12 protein-coding genes are annotated in these 21,779 nt (G+C 69.1%); 3 read left to right on the forward strand and 9 right to left on the reverse strand.

Features of this window, described 5'->3' with window-relative positions; all coding sequences use genetic code 11:
• Window positions 1-20 precede the first annotated feature (20 nt).
• From OG896_RS13235 to OG896_RS13250, 4 genes are read right to left on the reverse strand one after another with little or no spacing between them, the layout of a single operon-like run.
• The gene (locus OG896_RS13235) at window positions 21-1,886 is read right to left on the reverse strand and encodes a DUF1998 domain-containing protein (protein WP_329365272.1); all 1,866 of its coding nucleotides are present in this window, start codon (window positions 1,884-1,886) and stop codon (window positions 21-23) included.
• Window positions 1,883-5,131 (reverse strand): helicase-related protein, encoded by a 3,249-nt coding sequence (locus tag OG896_RS13240; RefSeq protein ID WP_329365273.1) that lies wholly within the window; start codon window positions 5,129-5,131, stop codon window positions 1,883-1,885. Before OG896_RS13240 ends, OG896_RS13235 begins: the two co-directional genes overlap by 4 nt.
• On the reverse strand, window positions 5,128-7,047 hold the full coding sequence (locus OG896_RS13245) for a UvrD-helicase domain-containing protein (protein ID WP_329365274.1): 1,920 nt from the start codon (window positions 7,045-7,047) through the stop codon (window positions 5,128-5,130). Before OG896_RS13245 ends, OG896_RS13240 begins: the two co-directional genes overlap by 4 nt.
• Entirely contained in the window at window positions 7,044-12,293 is a 5,250-nt protein-coding gene (locus tag OG896_RS13250; RefSeq protein WP_329365276.1) for a DEAD/DEAH box helicase, read from the reverse strand. Before OG896_RS13250 ends, OG896_RS13245 begins: the two co-directional genes overlap by 4 nt.
• Window positions 12,294-12,431: 138 nt before the next feature.
• Here OG896_RS13250 and OG896_RS13255 point away from each other — a divergent pair, with 138 nt between their 5' ends.
• From OG896_RS13255 to OG896_RS13265, 3 genes are read left to right on the forward strand one after another with little or no spacing between them, the layout of a single operon-like run.
• Window positions 12,432-14,579, forward strand: a complete 2,148-nt coding sequence (locus OG896_RS13255) for a helix-turn-helix transcriptional regulator (protein ID WP_329365278.1) — start codon at window positions 12,432-12,434, stop codon at window positions 14,577-14,579.
• A complete protein-coding gene (locus OG896_RS13260) occupies window positions 14,576-15,580 on the forward strand; it encodes a hypothetical protein (protein WP_329365279.1) in 1,005 nt (334 codons plus the stop codon). The genes OG896_RS13255 and OG896_RS13260 overlap by 4 nt, the downstream gene beginning before the upstream one ends.
• The gene (locus OG896_RS13265; protein ID WP_329365280.1) at window positions 15,577-16,476 is read left to right on the forward strand and encodes a DUF6339 family protein; all 900 of its coding nucleotides are present in this window, start codon (window positions 15,577-15,579) and stop codon (window positions 16,474-16,476) included. The genes OG896_RS13260 and OG896_RS13265 overlap by 4 nt, the downstream gene beginning before the upstream one ends.
• Here OG896_RS13265 and OG896_RS13270 read toward each other — a convergent pair.
• The 5 genes from OG896_RS13270 to OG896_RS13290 all read right to left on the reverse strand — a co-directional run bounded on the left by OG896_RS13270 (window position 16,404) and on the right by OG896_RS13290 (window position 21,732).
• The gene (locus OG896_RS13270) at window positions 16,404-17,753 is read right to left on the reverse strand and encodes a DNA cytosine methyltransferase (RefSeq protein ID WP_329365281.1); all 1,350 of its coding nucleotides are present in this window, start codon (window positions 17,751-17,753) and stop codon (window positions 16,404-16,406) included. The two genes, OG896_RS13265 and OG896_RS13270, sit on opposite strands and share 73 nt — an antisense overlap.
• A gap of 11 nt (window positions 17,754-17,764) precedes the next feature.
• On the reverse strand, window positions 17,765-18,238 hold the full coding sequence (locus OG896_RS13275) for a very short patch repair endonuclease (protein WP_329365282.1): 474 nt from the start codon (window positions 18,236-18,238) through the stop codon (window positions 17,765-17,767).
• 87 nt (window positions 18,239-18,325) lie between these two features.
• Window positions 18,326-19,612 carry a DUF2254 domain-containing protein gene (locus tag OG896_RS13280; protein ID WP_329365284.1) on the reverse strand — a complete coding sequence of 429 codons (1,287 nt, stop codon included), beginning with the start codon at window positions 19,610-19,612 and terminating at the stop codon, window positions 18,326-18,328.
• A gap of 5 nt (window positions 19,613-19,617) precedes the next feature.
• Window positions 19,618-21,309 carry a SulP family inorganic anion transporter gene (locus tag OG896_RS13285; RefSeq protein ID WP_329365286.1) on the reverse strand — a complete coding sequence of 564 codons (1,692 nt, stop codon included), beginning with the start codon at window positions 21,307-21,309 and terminating at the stop codon, window positions 19,618-19,620.
• 12 nt (window positions 21,310-21,321) lie between these two features.
• The gene (locus tag OG896_RS13290; protein ID WP_329365287.1) at window positions 21,322-21,732 is read right to left on the reverse strand and encodes a YidH family protein; all 411 of its coding nucleotides are present in this window, start codon (window positions 21,730-21,732) and stop codon (window positions 21,322-21,324) included.
• Between the last annotated feature and the right edge of the window lie 47 nt (window positions 21,733-21,779).

Below are 21,779 nucleotides of genomic sequence, written 5' to 3' on the forward strand. Positions count from 1 at the left end.
CCGGTGTCACAGCCCGGTGTTCACGGGACGAGCAGGTGCGCGAAGTATCCGAGCGACGGGTCCTCCGGGGTACCGACGAGGAGGGCCCGGTCGAGAAGACCGTTGTTGTGTTCGCAGCTGGTCTCCGGGAGCATCACGCAGGCGTGGCAGGCAGCCATATTGGTGCCCCCGGTACCTGAAACACCGGTCTCGAGACAGAGCGGGTCGGCGGAACACCACTCCGCGCGATGCACCGCCGAGCGGACGGCCCGCGCAAGACGGTCGGGCTCACCCTGGGTGACCAGACCGCCGAGGCTCCCGGCCGAGTCACTGGTGGCCGTGTAGATCAGCACACCGGCCATCTCGTCGCCCGAGTAGATCCGCTCGCGGAGCGAAGCGGAGGGGTAACCGGACTCCAGGCTCCACTCGTTGATCATCACATGTGCCAGGACATGCAGCAGGGCCATGCGTGGACTGGCAGGCGAGAGCGGGACGCGAGTGGGGTCGGAGGCGCGCTCCGCCAGGACTCGCTGATGTCGACGACGCATCACCTCCACGCGAGCGGCGACCCTGGGCAACTCCGCCCAGACGTCGAGCTTTTCCTCGTCGAGCCGCAGGAAGACGCCCTCGCCGTGCACCTCCGTCGCGGGGAGCCAGCGGGTGGGGACGAGGGAAAGGTCCGCCTCATGGCCCTCCGACGAGGTCTCGGGGTCGATGACCCGGGTGAAGGCCTTGAGCGCACGTACCTCGCGGAGCTTCTTCACCGACATCGGAGCGATCAGGCCGGTCCCGACCAGAGGCTTCCCGTCACCGACCGGGGGCTCACAGACGAACTGTTCGGCGTGGCTGTCCGAGCCCTCAGGGTGACCCGCGCAGAGCCGCTCGTACTCGATGTCGCGCAGGGCCCGATAGCGCCGCTCCTGGTCGACGTCAGGCCCCTCCTCGCCGATGGAGTCCTCGGCCTCCATCGCTGTCAGCAGCTCCAGGACCTTGTCGGCGCTCATGGGGAAAGGCGCACCTTTGAACGCACCCTTCAGATAGATCTCGATCTCGGCGACGGTGGAATACGCCCGCAGGGCGTCCCAATGCTCGTCCAAGGCGTTCACCCGCGTGTCGCTCCACGGCGGGATCGAGAGCGCGGAGCGGACCACGGGCTGCCACACGGAGGACGAACCACGCTGAAGGGTCCGAGGCGACCGGGAGCAGGGCAGTTCGGGTGCGTCCTTCAGCCAGGGGCGTCGGCCCTCACAGTGGATGTTCAGATCCTTGAGGGCACCACGCCTGAAGGAGCCTTCCATGGACACCTCAGCCACCCCGCAGGAACAGGAGAGCACCACCGAACGGAGCGAGGAGGTGCGACCCGAGGAGTGCAGACTCATCCGGCCACCGCAGAAGCCACCTCCGCCGTCGCCGCGTCGGCCGCGGTGGAGCCACTTCCAGTACGGGAAGTCAGCGATGTGTCCGTCCTCGCAGGCCACCACGAAGCGGGAGGGAACCAGTGTCTCGGAGCATTGGCCGCACTCGTTCTTCCCCGGAGGGGAGTTGAAGCTCCGCACGTGGTCCAGCGCGTGGCATTCCGGACAGTGATGCCACAACGGGAAGCGGCGCACCCGAACACCGTCGCGGCTGCGGTCGTCCGATGCGGGTGGAAGGCGGAAATGGTCCACCCCGAGCACGCGGGCGAGACGCGGCTCGTGGATCACCGGGGCTTCGTCTCGGGGCCAGTACTGCTCGGCTCCGTCGATGCCGGTCACGATGAACGACTCCTGCTCCACCGCGATCAGCGCCCCCACTCCGTAGGTGGTGATGGCTTGGGCTCGCCGCATCGAGCCACGGCGGGGCAAGGTGCGGGCAGGTGCGGCGGAACCGTCGAGGCCGCGCCGGCGGCGAGAAGGGGGCGGGGTCATCGGGATGCCTCCATGAACAGGGCGGACTCGGCGTCGACATCGCGGAGGGACCACAGGGTCTCCCACGCCTCGACGTCCTCCAAGGCGTCGTCGTAGGGCTTGAGCAAGGAGGGGGTGCGGTGTCCACGCTTCGGCTCGTAGTACAGGGCACCGAATGACTCCGCCCGCTGGTACCACCAGTCGACGAACTCATCGAAGGCATCGGCCACGTGCAGCAGTTCCTCCGGGGCGACGGCCTCGACCCGCTCGAGAATCCTCGGGCGGACGCGCTCCCGGAGCTCGTCGCGGAACCGGTCGATGTCCCCGGCGGCCTCGTCGGGGCGAGCGGCCGGGATGAGGATGCGAGCAAGCGCGACGATCACCGCGTGCAGTCCGCGGTCGCGGGCACGGGCGGAGAACGGGGTCACCGATGTGGACTCGACTTCGCGGTAGAGCGCGGAGTGGTAGTGCTGGAAGTTCTCGTAGTGGGAACGATCCCGGGAGCGGCTCGCGTTCAGCATCACCGCGACCAGACCGGGGTGGGCACGGCCGACGCGACTGGTGGCCTGGATGTACTCAGCGGTGGTCTGCGGCTGGCCCATGACGGCCATCAGACCGAGCCGGTCCACATCCACACCGACTGCGATCATGTTGGTGGCCAGGAGCACGTCCACCACGTCGCTGCCTGGCAGCCGCCGCTCGATCTGCTTCAACCGGGCCGGAATCTCGCTCGCGTCCACCCGACTGGTCAGTTCGGAGTAGTTGTCGATGGAACGGGGGACCGCGTCGTCGCGCTCGGCCAAGTGCTCCAGATGGGCAACCACGTCGTCATGAACCTGGAGTTCGGCGGCGGACAGTAGGCGCAGGCTGTTGAAATAGCCGACCAGGGTCCAATACGCGTCGGACACCTTCGGCGTGGTGTCGAGACGCGTCGCCTCGTGCAGCAGGGTGGCATAGGTGCGGATCAGCAAGGTGGACTGACTGGTGCCCGGAGCGAGCAGGCCCACGTAGCGGCGGGACGCCTTCTCGCCGGCCGGGGTCTCCACCGCGAACCAGGAATCACGGGAGTCCAGACCCGCGGGGGGGAACTGCCGTACCTCACGCGAGAACAGGGCTTTGCCTTGTTCGGTGGCCCGGCGGATGGTCGCCGTCGAAGCGATCACCTTCGGGCGGGCGGCGAGCACGTCCACGGCCGTTTCGTACAGGCCGGTGAGGGTGCCCAGCGGGCCGGAGATCAGATGCAACTCATCCTGCACGATCAGCTCGGGAGGCGGCGTGGAGTCCTGCCTGTCCCGGTTGAAGAGGGCAGCGGTCTGCGCCCGCCACGGCATCGAGGCAAACTTGTCGACGGTGGCGATCACCAGGGAAGGCCGGGCCCGGTACACGGTCTCGTCGACCAGGTGCACGGGCAGTCCCCCGGAGAACGCGCAGTCCGTGCCGGAACAGCGCACGTGCATGCGCACCGCGTCCGTGTCCACCGTGTAGTGACGCGCATCGAGGGCGGTTCCACACCAGGGACAGGCGTGCAGTTGGACCGGGTTCTCCTTCTGGAGCACTTTGCCCGAACGGGCCGCGAGAAGCTGTCCGGCAGCACTCTCCAGGGAGTTGGGGGTGGCGGAGCGGCCCACCCACATGCCCAGGGAGATCTCCTCGTGGCCCAACTCGGCGGGGTTCTCCCGGCGCATTTCCTCCATGGCGCAGACCAGGACCGCGGCGCGTTCGAACTGTTGGAGGGTCAGCAGACGAAGCGTGTAGCGCATGAGGACGGTGACACCACCACCGGCAGCGCCGAGCCTCATGCGGCGCAGAAAGATGGTCAGCGCGATCAGGCCCAGGTACGCCTCGGTCTTGCCGCCACCTGTGGGGAACCAGAGGAGGTCCGACACTCCCCGATCGGGGTGACCGGGATCGTCCACTCCGGCCAGGCACAAGAGCATGAAGGCAATCTGGAACGGACGCCAGCGTGCCGAGGCCGGCTCCGGCTCGCCGACACACCCTTCCTTGATCCAAGCGCTACGCGCCCGCTGGTTCGCCATTGCGCGGTTGGCCAGACGGAACGCCGACATCAGGTCCGGTTTGTCACGCAGCAGACCGATCCCCTCACGCATCCGTTCCAGGGCTTCCCCGCAGGCCTTGAGCTGGGCCTTCGCGGCATTTTCGTAGGAGGTGCCCGCGAGCCCGGCGGCCTCGGCGTCCCTACGGGCGATCCACTCCTCATAGCCTGCCGCCAGCCCCTCCAGGGCGGCGATGACCTCCGCGTCGGTGGCCTCCGCCAGGCCCAGCATGGTGAGTGCGTCGTCGTCGATCTCCGGGTTGGAGTCGGTGAGCAGCACCTCGTGGGTCGGGATGAATTCGGTGCGGACCTCTGCCACCGCGGCACGCTCGACTTCGGCGACACCGATCGGCGGCGCCTTCCATTCCCACACCGCTGCGCAGCCATGGCCGGTGGCGAAGGTGGGTGCGTGCCGGTGCAGCAGTCGGCTGGTCGCCAGTTCGGGGTCAAGGGTCGAGGGTGCAGCGGGCCGTTCGACGAAGACGCTTGCCCCGTCTGCGGCCCGGACGGTCAACCCGGCCTGGAACAGCGCGAAGGCGTCCTGGAGTTCCCGCTCACCCACCTTCCGCACATTCACCAGCGTGGCCGTGACGGTGACGTTGTCGGATTCCCGGGACGGACGGCGTACGTGCACTTCGAGGCGTGCCGTGCCGTTCAGCAGGTCGCGCGAGGCGCCACGCCCCGGGCAGGTCACATCGACGCTCGTGCTCGGCAGGTCCAACTCCACCCGACGCCACCGTTCCCGCTGATCAGAGGTGGTGCGTGCCTCGCTGCGAAGAGCGGAGACCTTGCGACCTCCGGCGTCCTCGGGTTCGTACACGGCGGCACGTGCCGAGATCACGATCTCCCGACACACGGAGCTGTCGACGGCGAAGGTCAGACCGACGGTGGACGGACGCCGGTCACCGGCGTTGGGCCGTTCCGCGACCGAGACTGATTCGTCGAGGCCGTCCACCCTGGTCACAGGCTCTTCGTCCAGGCCCGCTTCCTCCTCGGCGTCCTCCCGGAGGCGCCGGCCTGCCTCGGTGTCCGCAGGGCGCGGGAACAGTACCCCCACCGGGTACCGGGTGATCGGGGCATCCTGGTCCAGCACCTCGGCGAGGCCCTCGGCAGAGTGGTGTGCATCGGGGCCCAGCAGCTCCCGACGCAGTCGGGCCACCAATCCCTCGCGGACCTCGTAGTGCGCCGCGTGCCGACCTGCGTGGATCGTCATTCCCCCTCCTCCTCGACCCCGGCCAACCGCCGGAACCGTCCGATTCCGTTGACGCGTGGGGCGATCCACACCCCATGGTCACCCAGCCCCGCGTTGACCCCGGCAGCGGCGCTGCCCGAGACGGACTCCAGGCAGTCGACCCGCAGGTCGACGATCTCCTCGGGCCAACGGATCTCCCAGGCAGCGCCGACCTTCAGGACGGCGAACAGCTCGCTCCTGAAGACCTCGGACGCCTCGCCGATCTCCCGTCCTTCGTGCAGCAGCGCGTATCGGGGGCTCTGCTCCGGGCCCATGGGCAGGGAGTCACGCAGGCGGAACGACACCGCGTCTCCCGACCGTACGCGCTCCAGCAGGTACGACTGAGCGCCGGTGGCGTCGTTCGAGGCGTCTGCCGGTTCCACGGCGCAGACGTCACCGGCTCGCACCTCGATGCCATCGCGCCGCCAACTGTGGCGCGAGTTCGGAACTCCCCGGTACCAGCGGTCGGTCTGTCGGTGCTTGAGCACTGTCACGGTCTCCGGTGCGGCGACCCGGTACAGATCCTCTCGGGCCCTGGTCATCGCCACATACAGCGCCCGCGCCTCGGCGGGCATGTCGAGTTGGCTGCGGCGTCTGCGCAACTCGGCCATGGTGGGCGGGGTGAGCAGCACCACACGGTCGAACTCCAGGCCCTTGGAACGGTGCACCGTCGACACGATCAGCCGAGAAGGTTCGGGGTCGACCAGTTCGTCCGGGAGGCGACGCTCCGCCACGATTCGTCGCAATCGCATCACGTCGAGCGTGTTTCGGCCCGTGCCGCGCGCCACTTTGCGCAGGGACCGCCACACCTGCTCCGGCCGGGTGCTCTCGGGCAACAGCGGTATCGCGCCGAGCAGCTCACGCAGCCGCGCCTCGGTGAGCGTGACGGCCTCGGTCCGGCGCAGCAACTCGGCAACCCAGTGCGGCGCCGGCTGGTCCCGGAGCGAACGCTGCAGGGCGTGCGGGACGCCTCGGGTGTGCAGCAACTCCGAGAGGACGAGTGCCTGTCGGTTGTCGCGGGTCAGAATCGCGCAGGTACCCGGGAAGGACCGAAGCGAGTCGAGGGTGAACGCATCGGTGAGCCCGCCCAGATCGGGAACGTCCAACAGCAGTTCGCGCAGTTCCCCGTGCAGCCTTTCGGCCGCCGCGTCGGCACCCTCGGGAGCCCTGCCGATGCCCTGGACTGCCGGCCCGAGTGCGAGAGCGGTACGCGCTTCGGGCGTGGCCGCGCGGAAGTTCTGCGTCAGGCTGAGCTCCACGAGGTCGTCGGGGTAGGAGGCGCGAACCCAACGGAGGAAGAGGTCGGCGCGGTCGGCATACTCCTCGGGGTCCTCGATCTGGAAGTCGTAGATCGCCTGGGCAGGGTCGCCGACCAGGGTGAACCCACAGGACTCGTGGAGCCGGTCGAGCAGCGACTCCACCATCTCCCGGCGGACACCGACCAGATCCTGCACCTCATCGATGATCACGTGCAGGGGAAGCCCCGCCTCCACGGACTCCAATGCCCCCTTCTCGATGGCGTCGGTGGCCGCCCGAATGCGCTCGTCGAAGGCGAGCGTCGCCCACTGCCCGTCCGGGTACGCCTGCGTCAGCAGAGAGTAGGCCCAGGAGTCGAAGGTCTGGACACGTACGCGCTGTGCGTGCTCGCCGTGCCGGGCGATCCGGTCCCGCAGGTCACGGACCGCCGCGCGGGAAAAGCTGAGGACCAGCAACTCGGATGCCTCGATGGCCTCGTCCGGGTCCGCGTGGCCGACCAGAGCGTCCAAGCGGCGCACCAACGTGTGCGTCTTGCCCGCGCCGGCTCCGGCGGTGACCAACAGACGGACGTCCCAGGGTTGGTCCACGACCGCCTGCTGCTCGGACGTGAGGCTGGGGTCGTCCTTGTCGGAGACGGTCACTTCTTGCTCCACAGGTGCTCGAACTTGGTGAAGGCGAGAGCATCGTCGAAGTTCCTGATGTTGTCGCGGACGTTGAGGATCAGGCAGGTGTCCTTGCCGCCGTTGAGGGGACCACGCAGGCCGCGTCCGATCATCTGTTGGTACACGTTCGGGCTGTAGACAGGCCGGGCGACGACGACCGCACGGGTCGCGGGGGCGTCGAAGCCCTGGCTGAGGACGCCGTAGTTGGTGAGTACCCGCACCTTCTTGTCGCGGAAGTCCCTGACCCGCGCACGGCGGTCGCTGTCGGAGGTGGTGGCGTCCACCGAGGAAGCAGTGATGTCGTGGTCTTTCAACCGGGCCGCCAGGTACTTCGCGTGCTCCACCGAGGTGGCGAACACCAGCACCGACCAGTCCTTCTCCATCTTCGCGATCTCCTCGACGATACGACGGCTGCGGTCGTGGTCGTCAGCCAGCCGCTGCTCGGCCGCCTTCGACAACAGGCTGAACTGCCGGGCGCTCTCGTGTTCCTGGCGGGACAGTTCGATGGTGCCTCCGGTCAGCTCCCGATGCTCGACCTGCGCCAACACCCCCAGGCTCTGGAGATGGCCGTAGGCGTCGTCCGAGGGGAAGACGCCCTCGTCCAGCCGGCGCGCACCGAACCGGTTGACCAGTCGGCGGGTCTCCTCCTCGTTGTGACCGCGAAACGGGGTGGCGGTGAGGCCGAGCAGGTGCCGCTCGGTCCGGTGTTGGGTCAGGCCGAGCAGGCCCAGGATCTCGGTGTAGCGCGAGCTGGTCGCCGTGTGGGCTTCGTCCACCACGACCAGGGCGGCCTGCCGCAGCCAGGCGTACCGGTCCGTGTCCAGGCACTGCTGAAGCTTGGCATCGGTGGCCACGACGAGCTGCGGACCGTCGAGAATCGGGGCCGCCTCGTTCGAGGTCCACAATCTGTTGATCGTCAGCCGGGTCTGCGGGCCGGCCTTGCTCCAGACGAACTGCCAGCTCTGCACAGCCTGCTCACACAGCTCCTCGGTCTGGGCGATCCACAGGATCGGCCCCTTGAGCTCACCGGCTTGCTTCACCCAGCGGATGACGGCCTCGGAGGTGACGCGTGTCTTTCCCGCGCCGGTGGGCAGCGACAGCATGGCGCGCTGAGGGGCCAACCGGTCGAGCATCTCGAAGATGTTGAGGGCCAGTCGTTCCTGGTAGTCGTGCAGGCGCGGGAAGTCACGGGGCCCCTCCACCATCAGGCTCTGGTCAAGGGTAGGCGTTCGGTAACCGGCGAAAGGCGCGGGCAGACCGAGGTCAGAGACGAAGGAGACGGCCGCCGAGCCCCCGGTGTACGACGCCGGGGCGCTCGGAAAGCGCTCCTGGATGTCACGGGCGTGGGTCTTGAGCACGGTGTCGCCGTGCGCATTGAAAGCCATCTGCGCAATCCGAAGCCCGGTGGGCTCTTGCCCGTCCGGCGCCTGACGCTCGGCCTCCATCAACCCGGCGGGCAACCGGTCGCGCAAAGCCTCGGCGCCGATCAGCAGTTCCAGCTTGGCCGTCACGTCCGCCGCCTCACGGATCGCCTTCAGCGCGGAGCGCACCTTTACGTCCTGCTCCTGCCGGACCTGGGCTTCCAGCACGGCGCGACAGCCGTCCTCGCCCAACCGCAGGGTCAACTCGCGGTCCACGACCCGGAGGACGGCCGGCCGGTCGAGCGAGTCCAGCACCTTGATGACGTTGCCCTGGCGGGCGCTCTCCAGAGCCTTGACCCGTGCGCCGTGCGGGGTACGGACGACCTCTTCCAGCGTGGAACAACGCAGCAGCGAGTACATGCTGACGGACGTCCCCATCCGCCGGCGCAGCGTCGGGAACTCCTCGGGGAGCGGGACCGCGTCCACGGTCGACTCATGACGGGTCTCACGGCTGATGACATCGTCATGGCGAAGCATCCCCCACTGCTCGACCATGAGTTCGGCTGACTCCCGGTTCGGCATCAGCAGCGCCGGAATCCGTTCGGCCCGCAGCGACCTGTACTCGTCCCGGTTCGCCGCGACGGCGATCTCGCCGTCCTCCCGGCCGCCCCAGACGTCGCCGATCCGGCACCGGGTCGGAGAGTCCTCGGGAAAATCGACCTCCAGGCGGGTCAACAGTGCGTAGGTGGAGCCGACGAACGCGTCGTCCTCGCTCTCCTGAAGCTTCCGCAGGAGCTGTTCCCACTGCCAGGGACGGACCTTCTCGACACTTGCCGCCAGTCCGAGCTTGCGCGCCTTTTCATGGCTGATCGATGCCACCGGGAGCACGTCACGGTATCCGTCGAGCTGCGGGCCGACGGCGTCGCGGAGCGGCTTCGGCCCCTGCGACGTCCGGACCCGACCGTGACGGGCGAGCATCCACCGGATCGGGGACTGGGCTGTCCGACGGGTACTGGTTTGGGCACCGATCTGGAGCGTCCAGTTCTCGACCAGCGCGTCCTCGGGCAACGCATGGAGGAAAGCGGCGCGGGCCGGTTCCGAAAGTCGGGGCAGCAGGTGCAAGGACCCGCCGACAGGCGCCCCCTCGACCTTGGTCCTTGCGAGGGTCGGCCGGCTCGCCCGACTGTCGAGCTTGTCGCAGTACGCCTCATGCGCGGCCGCCCGGTACTCCTCGAACCAGGGCTCCGTCTCGGGCCGGTGCCCGGAGGTCGGACGGTCCAGCAGACCCAACTCGCGGAAGAAGGACGCGTCGTCGGAGTGGAATTGCATGTCCACAGCGACCCCGGGATCGCTCTCCGCGGTGACGACGACGCCGGGCAGCAGGCAGTCGTGCATGGTACGGAAGCGGCCGTCCGCCGTGCGCACCATCAAGGTGTTCATCGGCGCAGGCACCCGCTCGGTGACCTCGTGGCCCACCACGGAGGCACCTGCCCGATGGAAGAGCTCCCAGAACCGATTCCACTCCTGCATGCCGTACGAGGAGAATCCGCGGTCGAGAACGCTCACGAATCGTCCCCGAACATCGGCCTCCTGGATGCCGAGGACGGTGAGGGCCGAGGAGAGCGAAGGATCGTCGGACAAGGCGCGATCCACGTAGACCAGCGACTCCCGCAGACCGTCCTCCTCGGCACGCCGGTAGACCACGCCCCCCACCGGGGCGACCATGCCGTGTTCCTCGGTGAGCACGATCGCGGCCTTGCGGGCCTCCGCGGCACAGGATGCCTTGGATTCGATCATGTCCGCGACGATCCGAATCGCGATCTCCGAAGCCTTCGCCGAACCGTCGGAGACCAGCGCCTCCAACCACTCGACGACCGACGACCGCTGTCGACCCGCCGCCCCGAGGATGTGTTGGATCTTGCCGGATCTCAGATCCGTGGCCTCGACCGAAGGGTGCACCCAGTCACGAGGACGCCCGGCGTACGCGTGCCAGTTCCGCAACCACCGGAGTTGCGCGGTGGTGTCCTTCCCCAGGTCAGGGTGAATCCTCAACTCGCCGGGAGTCCTCAGGACTCCGTCCTGGTCGGGCAGCGACGGACGTACCGCGGCCGCGGCCCAGATCTGTTCGGTGAGCAGGCCGTCGGCCCAACTGATCACCTCGACGGCCTTGGTACGCCCGGGCAGCAGTGGAAGGTACGCCCCGGGGTCCTCGGCGGGGGCAAGGGCGGGCAACGACTCGACCACCAGACGGGCCGCGACCTGGATCATCTCCACATTGAAGGGCGAGGAGTCCAAGAGGTTCTGGCGGTCCTCGTTGGTCTTCCAGGCACCGTTCAGGATGCCGCTGAGCGTCATCTCGTACTTTGTCGGGAAGAAGGACCAGAAGCGGCCCCGGCCACGAGCGTCGGGAGCACTGAGCAGACCTGTCCTCTCGTCCGTTCGGTAGGCAGGAACGGCCCAGGCCACATCGATGGAAACGCGATCGTGCAGCTCGCCGGCGTCGCGGCGGGCGGCCGCAGTCGGCTCGTGTGTGTCGGTGAAGACCCGCCACTGTGAGGTGACCGGAAGCCTGCCCACCCGCTCCTCGTGGATCGTGCGGAGAGTGCCGTCCTGCTCGGCGCGCAGTGCTCGACGGGCGATCGGGCGGGGTCGCCGGTCCTCCAGGACCAAGGGGCCCACGTGCGGGGAGAAGAGGTGGAAGCCGGAGGGAAACTCCGCACGGGTCTCGTGGCCGGCCGCCCCTCGGTGCCCGTGCATGTCCTTGCCCAACCGGTCGGCCGCGCCTGACAGCAGTGGCAGTCGGACGACCGTGGTCGCCCACTCGGACAGTTCGTCCAGTACCTGGTCCCTGAGGCGTTCGGCTGCCATGTCCAGTTCACGGGCCATACGCAGTACGGGCGCTTCGAACTGGTCCCCGTGCCTCTCGCGCACACCGGGCACGTTCCGGATCTGCTCGTAGGACCAGGCGCGATCGAAGCCGAAACTGCCGTCACGGCTGAAGAATTCGGGGGTGTCGGTCACCACCAGGACCGACTTGACGCCCACTCCGAAGCGACCGATCTGCCCACCGCGCTTACGGGACATGCTCATCCGCAGGATGGTCTCCGCACCCTCGGGGGTCACGGGGTTTCCCTGGTTGGCGCAGTACAGGTGAGTGTCCGTGAGCACGACGTGAATCCGGCCGCCGGGCTCGTCACTCATCTCGTCGGCAGCGTTCTGGACCAGTTCGAAAAGCTGGCGGTCACCGTAGCCGCCCTGCGTGATGCGGCGTTCGCCGTTGGCGTGCTCGGGGATCAGGCCCGGATCGACACGGTAGGTCTCCAGGACACGAGAGGACTGTTCGACGACGGTACGGATCACGGAAGTCTGCGCCACGGATGCTTCCACTTCAACGATGGGGTGGGAAGGGACCAGCGAGCGTGAACGCCCGTCAGTGGTCGGCTTGGCTCGGGTACTGCGCTTTCGCTTTCGTCGGAACTTCACGAGGAAGGTGCGAGGTACTGCGGAGAAGCAATTCCGATCCGTACGGCCGTCCATCGAGGAGTTCCGCGGTGGACGAGCGGAGAGGGATTCCCTCTTTCGTGCGAGGCAGTGTGCATGCGGATACTCCGGACCGCGCCGGGGGAAGATCCGATATCGCTCCCTCCCTGCCCCTCGCCATGTGGGGCAGGCGAGGAAGAAGGCACAACAGTGCCCCAGGAGAGTGTTGTTGCTCCGATCAGTTCCGGAGCTGACGGTCCGAAACTCAACCACGAACTCCCGCCGCTGCGCAAGCGCTTGTCGCTCCGCCTTGTCGCCTCGAACCGCTTCGTCCTGCACTCGGAAATCAGTGGCTTTGGCATGCCCAAAGCGGAGTTTCGTCATCCATTTTCCGATCGGTCGACAGATCACCCGAGCGGGTGCGGACCGCGCGTCAACGAACTTTTGACAGGCCGGCGCGTCGTCAACTGTCCTGCGGTACGGTGGCCCTCACCCGATCTCACGAGTGGAAGCAGGTGGGGTATGGAGGCAGCTGAGGACTTCGGTCCCTGGCTGGCACGCCAGCTCAAGAACGCCAGGAAGAGCCAAGCCGATCTGGCGGAGGAACTCGGCATGACCCGAGCAGCCGTGTCGGCCTGGATCGTGGGCCGCTCGGTCCCGCGGGACGAGACCATCCAGCGCATCGCCAAGGCACTCGGGACCGACCTGGCGACGATCCACACCCGCAGCACCGACGCCCATGTCGGGCTTCCGGTCTCCTGGTATCACCGGCCGGCACACGCCGACGGCGGCCGCGAGTACGGCAACGCCGCCGCGTTCGCCTTCGAAGCCGACGTGTCGATCCTCGCGCGCGAGGCCACCCAGAACAGCCTCGACGCACGCCTCGACCCCGGGGAACCCGTTCGGGTTCGCTACACCCTGCACGAACTCACAGGCGAAGCCCTTGCCCGGTTCCGTGAGGCCATCGACTGGGAAGGGTTGCTCCCGCACTACAAGGCACTCACCACCGACAACGACAAGCAGGGCAAGGTCGCCCGCACGATCGCGGGAGGGCTGCGCGACATGTACCAGCACGACCGCTTGGTGCTGCTGCGCGTCGATGACTACAACGCCACCGGCCTGACCGGTGGCGACTACGACGACGGACTCTTCGCGGCCGTGGTCCGCAGGCAACTCGACAGTCACAAGCAGGACCACGGAGCAGGCGGTTCCTACGGGTTGGGCAAGGCCACCCTCTGGGCCACCAGCCGGCTCGGCCTCGTTCTGATCAACTCCACCCTCTCCACGCCTCATGAGGGGCGCACCGAACGTCGTCTGATCGGTCGGCTCGACCTCCCTTGGCGCGAGGTCGACGGTCGAGAGTTTGCGGGACCTGCCTGGTTCGGACGTCCCGATCCGGACGCCAGATCCACCGATGTCGCCCGTTCCTGGTGGGCCGACGACGAAACCGTCGAGAAGCTCCACCTCACCCGGGAGAGCGCAGCCCCCGGGACCTCCTTCCTCATCGTCGGCGCTCACGACGTCGCCAGCCTGGCAACTCCCATAGGCACCGTCGACGAGGATGAGACCACCGAGGACGAGGACTCCGTCCATCGCATTCACGCTCGGCTCGTCGATGCGCTCGGTCGCAACTTCTGGGCCGCAATGACCGGCGGCGAGAACCACAAACCGCACCTCGAGGCATCGATCCGCACATACCGCAACGGCGAGGTGCTCATCGCCGAGGAGCGAGTGGACCCTGCCGTCACACAGCCCTCCCGAACACGCGCCCTGCGAGCGTTCCTGGACGGCAACACGGTCAACCGTCTCACCGGTCCGGGCCAGGTCGCCCGCACCACCGTCCATGTGAACGTGCCTCTGCACGGCGGAAAGGCGCGAGGCAGCGTGCCTCACGAGGCCGTGCTCCTGGTCACCCACGCCGAGGACGCCGATGGGCGCCCGAACCGGCTGGTCTCCATGCGAGGGAACCGCATGACCGTCAGAGACAGCGCCGTCGGCAATGTTCCTGTCGGCACCAACCCCTTCCAGGCGATTCTTCTCGCCGGCCGGGCGGCGGGACCGGACGCCCCTGGCGCCGAGGCCGCCGAGGAGTTCCTTCGCGCCTCCGAACCACCCGAGCACGACAAGTGGGGTCAGACCGAGGAACTCCGCCTCGCCTACTCCCCCTCTGCCTACCGACGCATCGCGGCCCTGACCACCGCTGCCAACAGCGCGGTGCGCGAACTGGTCGCTGTTCCCCGGGCCGAGAGCCGAAGCGGGGGCGAGGCCAAGATCGCCGGCCGACTCAAGGTGGGCGGCGGCTCCGTGCAGAAGACGCGCTCCGCCGCAGGAACGGCCCTGCCCGAACTGGACAACGTGGACGCGCTGATCGACGAGACCGGAGCCTGGTCGGTCACGGTCGACCTGCGGGTGCCGGCGAGCGTCGACCCGGACCGCCCGGTCACCCCGATCGCCAAGTTCGACGTGCGATCCGGCCCTCGTCCCGCGGCGCCGTGGAAGGAACTCGTCGCCGTCAGCGGTTGCGAGGTCGTCGACGGGGCCCTGAACCTGCAATCCGGCAGCCGAAAGGCCGTCTTCAGGGGTGTCACCGACGTTTCCCGTCACCCGGTGAGAGCCCAACTCACTGGGCTTGTCGTGGAACTGCGCGTCGGAAAGGGGGAGCAGGCATGAAGGTCTACCCTTACCGTCGGCTGACCGGCAATCTGTCCTGGCGTGTCGAGAGCGCCCAACTCAAGGCCGAGGGCGAGCCCTGGGAGGACGTGGAGAGCAAGTACATCTCCACGGTCGAACGCGTCGTGGCCCTCGGTCCCGATGAGGACCGCCCCGAATGGACAGAGGCGCGACTCCGCGTCTCTGCCCGGCTCCCGGCCAAGGCGGTGGACCCCGAAGGGCCCTGGCATGACGTCAAGGTGCTTGCCGTCCTGACCGAGCGCGCCACCAACTCGCGTACGTCCGTGGAGTTGTCCCCGGTCTCCCCCGACGGTCGCGAGCGGACTGCCGAGCTGTACCTCCATCGCTGCGACCTCCTCGACCGTGCCTCTCTTGCTCTGCACGTCGTCGCCACCGTCGACGGCGTCCACGGCCGGGTGATCGGCACCTCCGACATGGAGTGGTTCGTCGATGTCATCGAGGCCGCTCCCTCACTCGCCCGCGAACTCGACGTCAGGATGGTCGGTTTCGCGTCAGGCCCAAGCAGGTTGCAGCGCTTCAAGGACTCCCCTTGGCTGGTCGACACCACGGGACGCATTCCCCTCGTACGTGTCAACACGGATTTCGACGGGCTCGGAGACCTGATCGGCGCGGATGGTGGCAGCGGCGCGGAGAAGACCGTCCGGGAACTCCTCATCGCCCAGATGTGCTCCGAGGTCTGGACCGCCGTCTTCCACTCCGCCGTGGGCGACTTGGAGATCGAGGAGGACGGCGCCCCGCTGTTCCCGCACGGCTGGCAGGGAGAGGTGCTCCGGGAAATGCTTCCCGACATGTATCCCGATCGCGGGGCGGAGGAGGCCCTGCACGAAGTCCACGCTGCCCGCACCGGCCCGTCCGCAACCGGCTGGGGGGATCTCCAACCCCGAATCCATTTCGCCGCCTCCCGGCGTGCCGGTGTCCCCAGGACTCTCTCCACCACCATCCGTGACCTCGAACGACTCACCCAGGGGAACGACGCATGATCGGGCGGCCCAGTCATTTCCCGGAGCGCCTCGCGCTGCTCCCGAACTCCGAGGCCACCGGTTTCCTCACCGAAGGTCTGCTCACCGGCCGCGAGGACGTGCCGAGCATCAGGCTCAACCAGGTCACCGAACCCTTGCCGCACGGTGACCGACGCGGAGAGTTGTTGCCCGTCCGCGACCTGGCCGAGGACGCGATGGCCTACTGCCGGAACCGCGGGCTCAAGACCACTCAGGCCGATGCCTGGCTCGCTCCCCGCCTGCATGCTGTTCTCCGACTCACCCGTCGCGAGGCAGCCGACACCGGTTTCTGGAACTACCTCGCCCTTGGGGTCGCCCCCGACTACACGGTGTGGCGGCATCTGTCGGAACCGAAGGACGGCAAGGTCGCCAAAGTGACCGCCGAGCGCTTCCGAGGTCAGTACCACAAGCAGGTGTTCGCCCGCCTCTGGTGGGCTGCCGAACTGTTCCGTGACGGCTCGGACTACGAACCCGTCGTCACGGCCTGTGGCAACCAGGACATCCTGAACACCGCCCTGCGGATGTCCGTGATCAACCACCGTCCCACGGCCCAGGCGATCGTCCGATTGGTCGCGAAAGGTGTGATCGCCACCGGCCGCGAGGTAAACGCCTTGGTCGGAGCGGTCAATGCCTCCGCCGCAACCCTGATGTACGACGTCATCGCTCCTGACGCGGAACGGGAGTCCCGTCCGCTGCTCGACTGGATCGCCGAGGCCGAGTCCGCCCGCCAGGTGTCACGGTCCGCGCTCCCGGTCGGCCCCCAGGAAGAGCCGGCGCCGGAAAGCTCCGTGGGCACGCTGGTCGACTACTTCTCCGATCTCTTCGCGGACGCGCCGGTGCGGGGACGGGACGAGTCGGAGGACCGCGAAGGAGACTGATCCACGGACTTGGGGCAGTTGGGACCGCACCCGTCGGAAACCCCACATCCCTCCTTGCGGAGCGTGGCACGATCCTCGACGGCGACCTCGGGCCACTGCTCCCGCAGCCTTTCCTCGGGCGGGAGCCCCAATGCAAGCGCGGCCGCGAGCACGTGCATGCCGAACAGCGGGGGCACGGCATTACCCACCTGCTGCGACTGATCGCCTCCCGACCAGGGGTAGTCGGGCGGGAAGGTCTGAAGGATGCCCGCCTCAGGAACAGTCAGACGATCAGGGCTGTGCGGAGTGCCGTCCCCACGCCACACGGCATTGCGAGAGACCTTTCCGGTGACGGTGAAGGCCGGCTGCTTGTCACTGCGTATGCCGCGCATCTTGGGATCTCCGCCACTGCCGTAGTTCGACACGACAGAGAAGGGGGTCCCGCGGCCGGCGGGCTCCAGCACCTCGCCCATGGAGACCCACGGCCTGAGCGGAGATTCGAATTCGGTCATCGGCAATGCGGTCTGCCCGGACTCCACCACGGTCGGCGTGTCCTCGGCCCCGACCTGCTCAGGAATCCGCGGCTTGTAGGTGTGGTGCGTGGGGACGGGCAGCCTGGGAGTGCCGTGCTCGAGCAACCGGGCCATGAGGATCGTACGGCGACGCGTCTGCGGAACACCGTAGGCCTCGGTCTGCAATGTCGTGACCTCGGCGACGTTGTACCGGACTCGCTCGCCGCCCCTACCGGGCAGTCCCGCCCTCAGGACCTCCGCGTAGACATCCCACAGCGCTTTGACACCGGGTACCTGCTCCAAGACGATCACGTCGAAAGGTCGTCCGTCCCGGTTGGGGCAGGTGAGCGCCTTGATCGCGTATCGAAGAGGTTCCAGGACCAGGGCGGTGCGAGGGTCACCGTGCAGCTCGTCCAATTGCGCATCGATCGCGCTGTCATCGACCCCGTCCACCAACGCCCGGATGAACCCCTCCACCTCCTTGAGCGCCTTCCGGCCGGCCCCGTGGCCTGCCACTGAGTACGTCTGACAGGGCGGCCCGCCGGCCAGCACGGTCAATCCCTTCGGCAACTCGTGGAACCTGTCCCGCCGCACCGCACTGACGTCCGCATGCCACGTCGGGAGACCCGCCGCGTATCGCGTCTCACAGGAATTCCGGTCCCACTCGATCCCGAGTGAGGGCACCCCGAGCATGTGCGCGGCTACATCAAGGCCACCCGGACCCGCGAAAAGATCCAGAATGTACGCATTCTCAAGGAATGGAGCAACTGCGTCTGGGCTGGCCATAGGGGGAAAGTCTAACGGTCGGCGTGGATGCGCAGTGCGGAGTGGCCGGGCCCGTTCGGCCGCCCCACACCCCCGCGACGTTCGTGGACCAGGGTGGTTATCCGCTCGGCGGCCGCAACCGCGTCCTCGTGCTCCCAGACCCGCACCGACGCCCAACCGGCCTCCGCGAGACGGGCATCGGTGTCACGGTCACGAGCACGGTTCTTCTCGATCTTCTCGCGCCAGAAGCCCGCGTTGTTCTTCGGCCATGTCACGTGCTCAGGGCAGCCGTGCCAGAAGCAGCCGTCGACAAAGACGGCGACGCGAGCCGGCCCGAAGAGAATGTCGGCCTCCCGGCGCACGCCCTTCAACGGCTTGCGGTGGAGCCGGTACCGGAGCCCAGCGGCATGGAGTGTCCTGCGAAGGTTCATCTCGATGTCCGTGTCGCGGCTGCGCTGCTTGCTCATGCGAGCACGGATCTTCGGAGACGTCTCCAACTGGGCCATGATCCCCATTCTGCCGCGGACGACCACACCACGAGCACGCTCGACCGAAAGGCGGCCCTGCCCGGGCGCCGCGGCCGGGGGCGGGGGTCATCGGGTGGGGGCGGGGCCGCCGATGCCCTGGGGGTCGGGGGTGGTGGCGGCTTCGGACATGGTCGGGTCCGGGAAGGCGCGGGCGGCGCGGTCCAGGATGGCGCGGTAGGGGGTGAGGGTGGCGGCGCGGGCGGGCGGGATGGTCCGCTGCACCGTGTCGAGCAGGGCCCGCAGGCGGCGCTGGACCTGGAGGGAGCCGGCTCCGTAGCCGAGGATCTCCGCGAGGGCCAGGTCGAGGAGCTGGCTCCAGCCGGGGCGGGGGATGGTGGCGCGGGCGGCGCCGTCGCGGTCGCGGAGGGTGGCCGGGCCGAGCGGCCGGGGGGCGAGGCGCAGCAGGGCCGCTTCGATCTGGTCGAGGGCCTGGACCGCGGTGGTCGGGTCGTTGACGGCGGGTGACAGGGCCCGGATCGCGACGTCGACGAGCAGGCGCAGCCCGTACGCGGGGTCGTGGTCGATACGGCGGGAGGGCCCGAGGCGTACGGCGCGGACCAGGCGTCGTGCGTCGGACTCGGCCGGCGGCCCGGGGGTGACGCGCAGGAGGGGCTCGCCGGGTTCGACGAAGCTGCCGACGGCCGTCAGGCAGGTGACGTGCAGGCCGCTGCCGGCCGCGGCCGCCGCGATGGCGGGACCGTCGATGCGCTGGACGACGCCGCCGGCGGTCGCGGTGACCACGGCACTCTCCGGTTCGGGCCCGGCGGCCGGCCCTGTGGACGGCTCCGCTGCTGCCGTGTCCTGCCAGACGCGGTCGAGTGCCTCGTGCAGCCGGTGCCCGACCGCGCGTACGAGGCCGCCGCCGGTGATCATCTCCCGCAGCCCGGCGAGCGTGCGCAGGATCGTGCCCGTGGACAGGACGACGAAGACGATGGCCAACGTGACCGCCAGGTCCGGCACATGGTGCTCGCGGACCTGCGCGAGGACGACGAGGGAGTACACGGCCGTGCCGGTCAGCGCGCCGAACAGCACCAGCGAACGCTCGAAGAAGCCCAGCACCCCGGCGAGCCGGGACGACATGCTCTGCACGGACTGGATGACCAGGGTGACGGCGGTCAGCACGAAACCGGTGAGGGTGATGATGCCCGACGCGATCGCCCCGAGGGTGGCCTGCGCGGCGGACGCGTCGTAGGACAGGCCGCCGAGGTTCCTGGTCCGTTCCAGGTGCGGCAGCCACCAGCCCAGCAGCGCCCCGGCGGCCACGAGCACGACGGCCAGGCCGCGGTTGGGCCACGCCGCGCGGGGTGAGCGGCGGGAACGGCGGCGACCGGTGGCGGACAGCGGTTTGCGCATGGCCCTCACTTCTGCGATCCGGCCGGCGGCCGGGCGACCGCGGCGATGGCGTCCTCGACGGTGGCGTGCACGGCGTCGGGGCCGAGCCGGGCGGCGAGCCGGTGGTGGTCGAACGCGGGGCGGGCCACCGCGCGCAGACCGGCGAGGTGCAGAGCGCTGCCCTGACGGTCGAGGGCGGCGCGCAGCTCGTCCAGGGTGTCCAGGACGGGGACGCCGAGGTGGTAGCTCGCACCCAGGTCGAGGACGACGGTGTGGGGTCGGGGGTGGGCGGCCGAGGCCAGCGCGAGCAGGCCCAGCCGGGTGCGGTCGGCGTTGCCGAAGAACAAGGCGCCGTCCAGCCGGGTGGCGAGGACCCCGGGGACGGTGGTCGCGCCGGGGTGCTGCGCGGCGTCGCCGTACAGCCGGCCGCCAGGCAGCCGGCCCAGGACCGACAGGTGCGCGGTGCTGGCGGCGGCGATGAACAGCACCAGCGACAGCGCCACCGCCAGCAGCAGCCCGGGCAGCAGGTCGAAGAGCAGCACCCCGGCCAGCGCGGTCAGCGCCACCCCCAGGCTCGCCCGGTCCGCTCGGGCGTAGCGCCGCAGTTCGGAGGTGGACAGGAAGCCGCGGACGGCGACGATCACGATCGCGCCGAGCACCGGCTCGGGCAGGTCGGTGAAGAGCGGGGTGAGGAAGGCGCCGGTGAGCAGGATGAGCACGGCGGCGATCAGCGAGGTCAGCTGGGAGCGGGCGCCGGCGGACTCGGCGGCGGCGCTGCGCGAGGCACTGCCGGAGACGGCGAAGCCGCGGACGAAGCCGACCGCGACGTTCGCGAATCCGACCGCGGCCATCTCCCGGTTGCCGTCCACCTCGTCGCCGTGCTCGCGCGCGAACCGCGAGGCGATGCTGAACGCCTCGGCGAACACCACCAGCGACACCCCGCAGGCCCCGCCGACCAGTTTCCACCAGTCCGCGGCCGGGATACCGGGCAGGTGGGGCACCGGTACGGCCGAGGGGATCTTCCCGACCACCTCCACCCCGTGGTCCTCCAGCCCGGCCGCCGCGGACACCGCCAGCGCCACGACCAGCACCACGAGGGACGCGGGGAGCCTGGGGACGTAGCGCTCCAGCGCGAACAGCGCCGCCAGTGCCGCGGCCCCGACGGCCAGCGAGGCGAGCGACCAGTCGGGCAGGTGCCGCAGCAGCGTCCACAGGCGGGGGAAGAACTGCCCGTCGCCGCTGGACACCCCGACGATCTTCGCGGCCTGGCGGACCACGATGGTCAGCGCCATCCCGAACAGGAAGCCGTACAGCGCCGGTTCGGCGAGGAAGTTCGTCACGAACCCGAGCCGGGCCAGCCCCGCGGCCAGCAGCACACCGCCGGCGATCACCGCGAGCGCCGCTGACAGGCCCACCGCCCGCTTCGGGTCCGACGTGATGTCCGCGACCGTCGCACCCGACAGCACCGCCGCCGCGGAGGTCGCCCCGATGATCAGGAACCGGGAGCGGCCGAGCAGGACGTACGCGACCAGGGCGACCGGCGCGGCGTAGAAGGCGTTCTGCGGCGGCACCCCCGCGATCTGCGCGTACGCCACGCACTCCGGGACGATCAGGGCCCAGGCGGTCAGCGCGCCGAGCAGGTCGCCCCGGGCGCCCGGGCCGCTCATGCCGGACAGCGTCGACCGGACGCGGACCAGCGGGTGCGGTCGTACGGCCACCGATCCACCTCCTCACGACGCGACGACGATGACCGCGACGACGAAACCGGCGAGCACCAGCAGCGCGGCAGTGAGCACGGGCGGGCTCACGACGCGGCCCAGGGGCAGCCGGTGGCGCATCCTGGCCTGGCGGACGCGCCACTGGACGTATCCGGTGACCGTGACGCCGCCCGACAGGGCGATGAGATAGGCGCCGAGCGCCAGCCGCAGGCCGCGCGGGGTGACGACGGTGAGTTTGACGACGGCGAACGAGGCGGCCAGCAACGCCAGCGCGGTACGCGACCAGGCCAGCAGGGTGCGTTCGTTGGCCATGGTGGCCCGGTAGTCGGGTTCCTCGCCCCGCTCCCACCACGCGCCCTCCGCGGTCGAACGGTGGGCGTCGTCACGTCCGGACCCGGTGGCCGGGTCGTCGTCCCCGGCCATCAGCGGCCGCTCTCGCGTGCCGGGGCCGCCGCGGCACCGCTGCTCGC

Origin of the sequence: Streptomyces sp. NBC_00669, from assembly GCF_036226785.1 — a bacterium.
GTDB lineage: Bacteria > Actinomycetota > Actinomycetes > Streptomycetales > Streptomycetaceae > Actinacidiphila.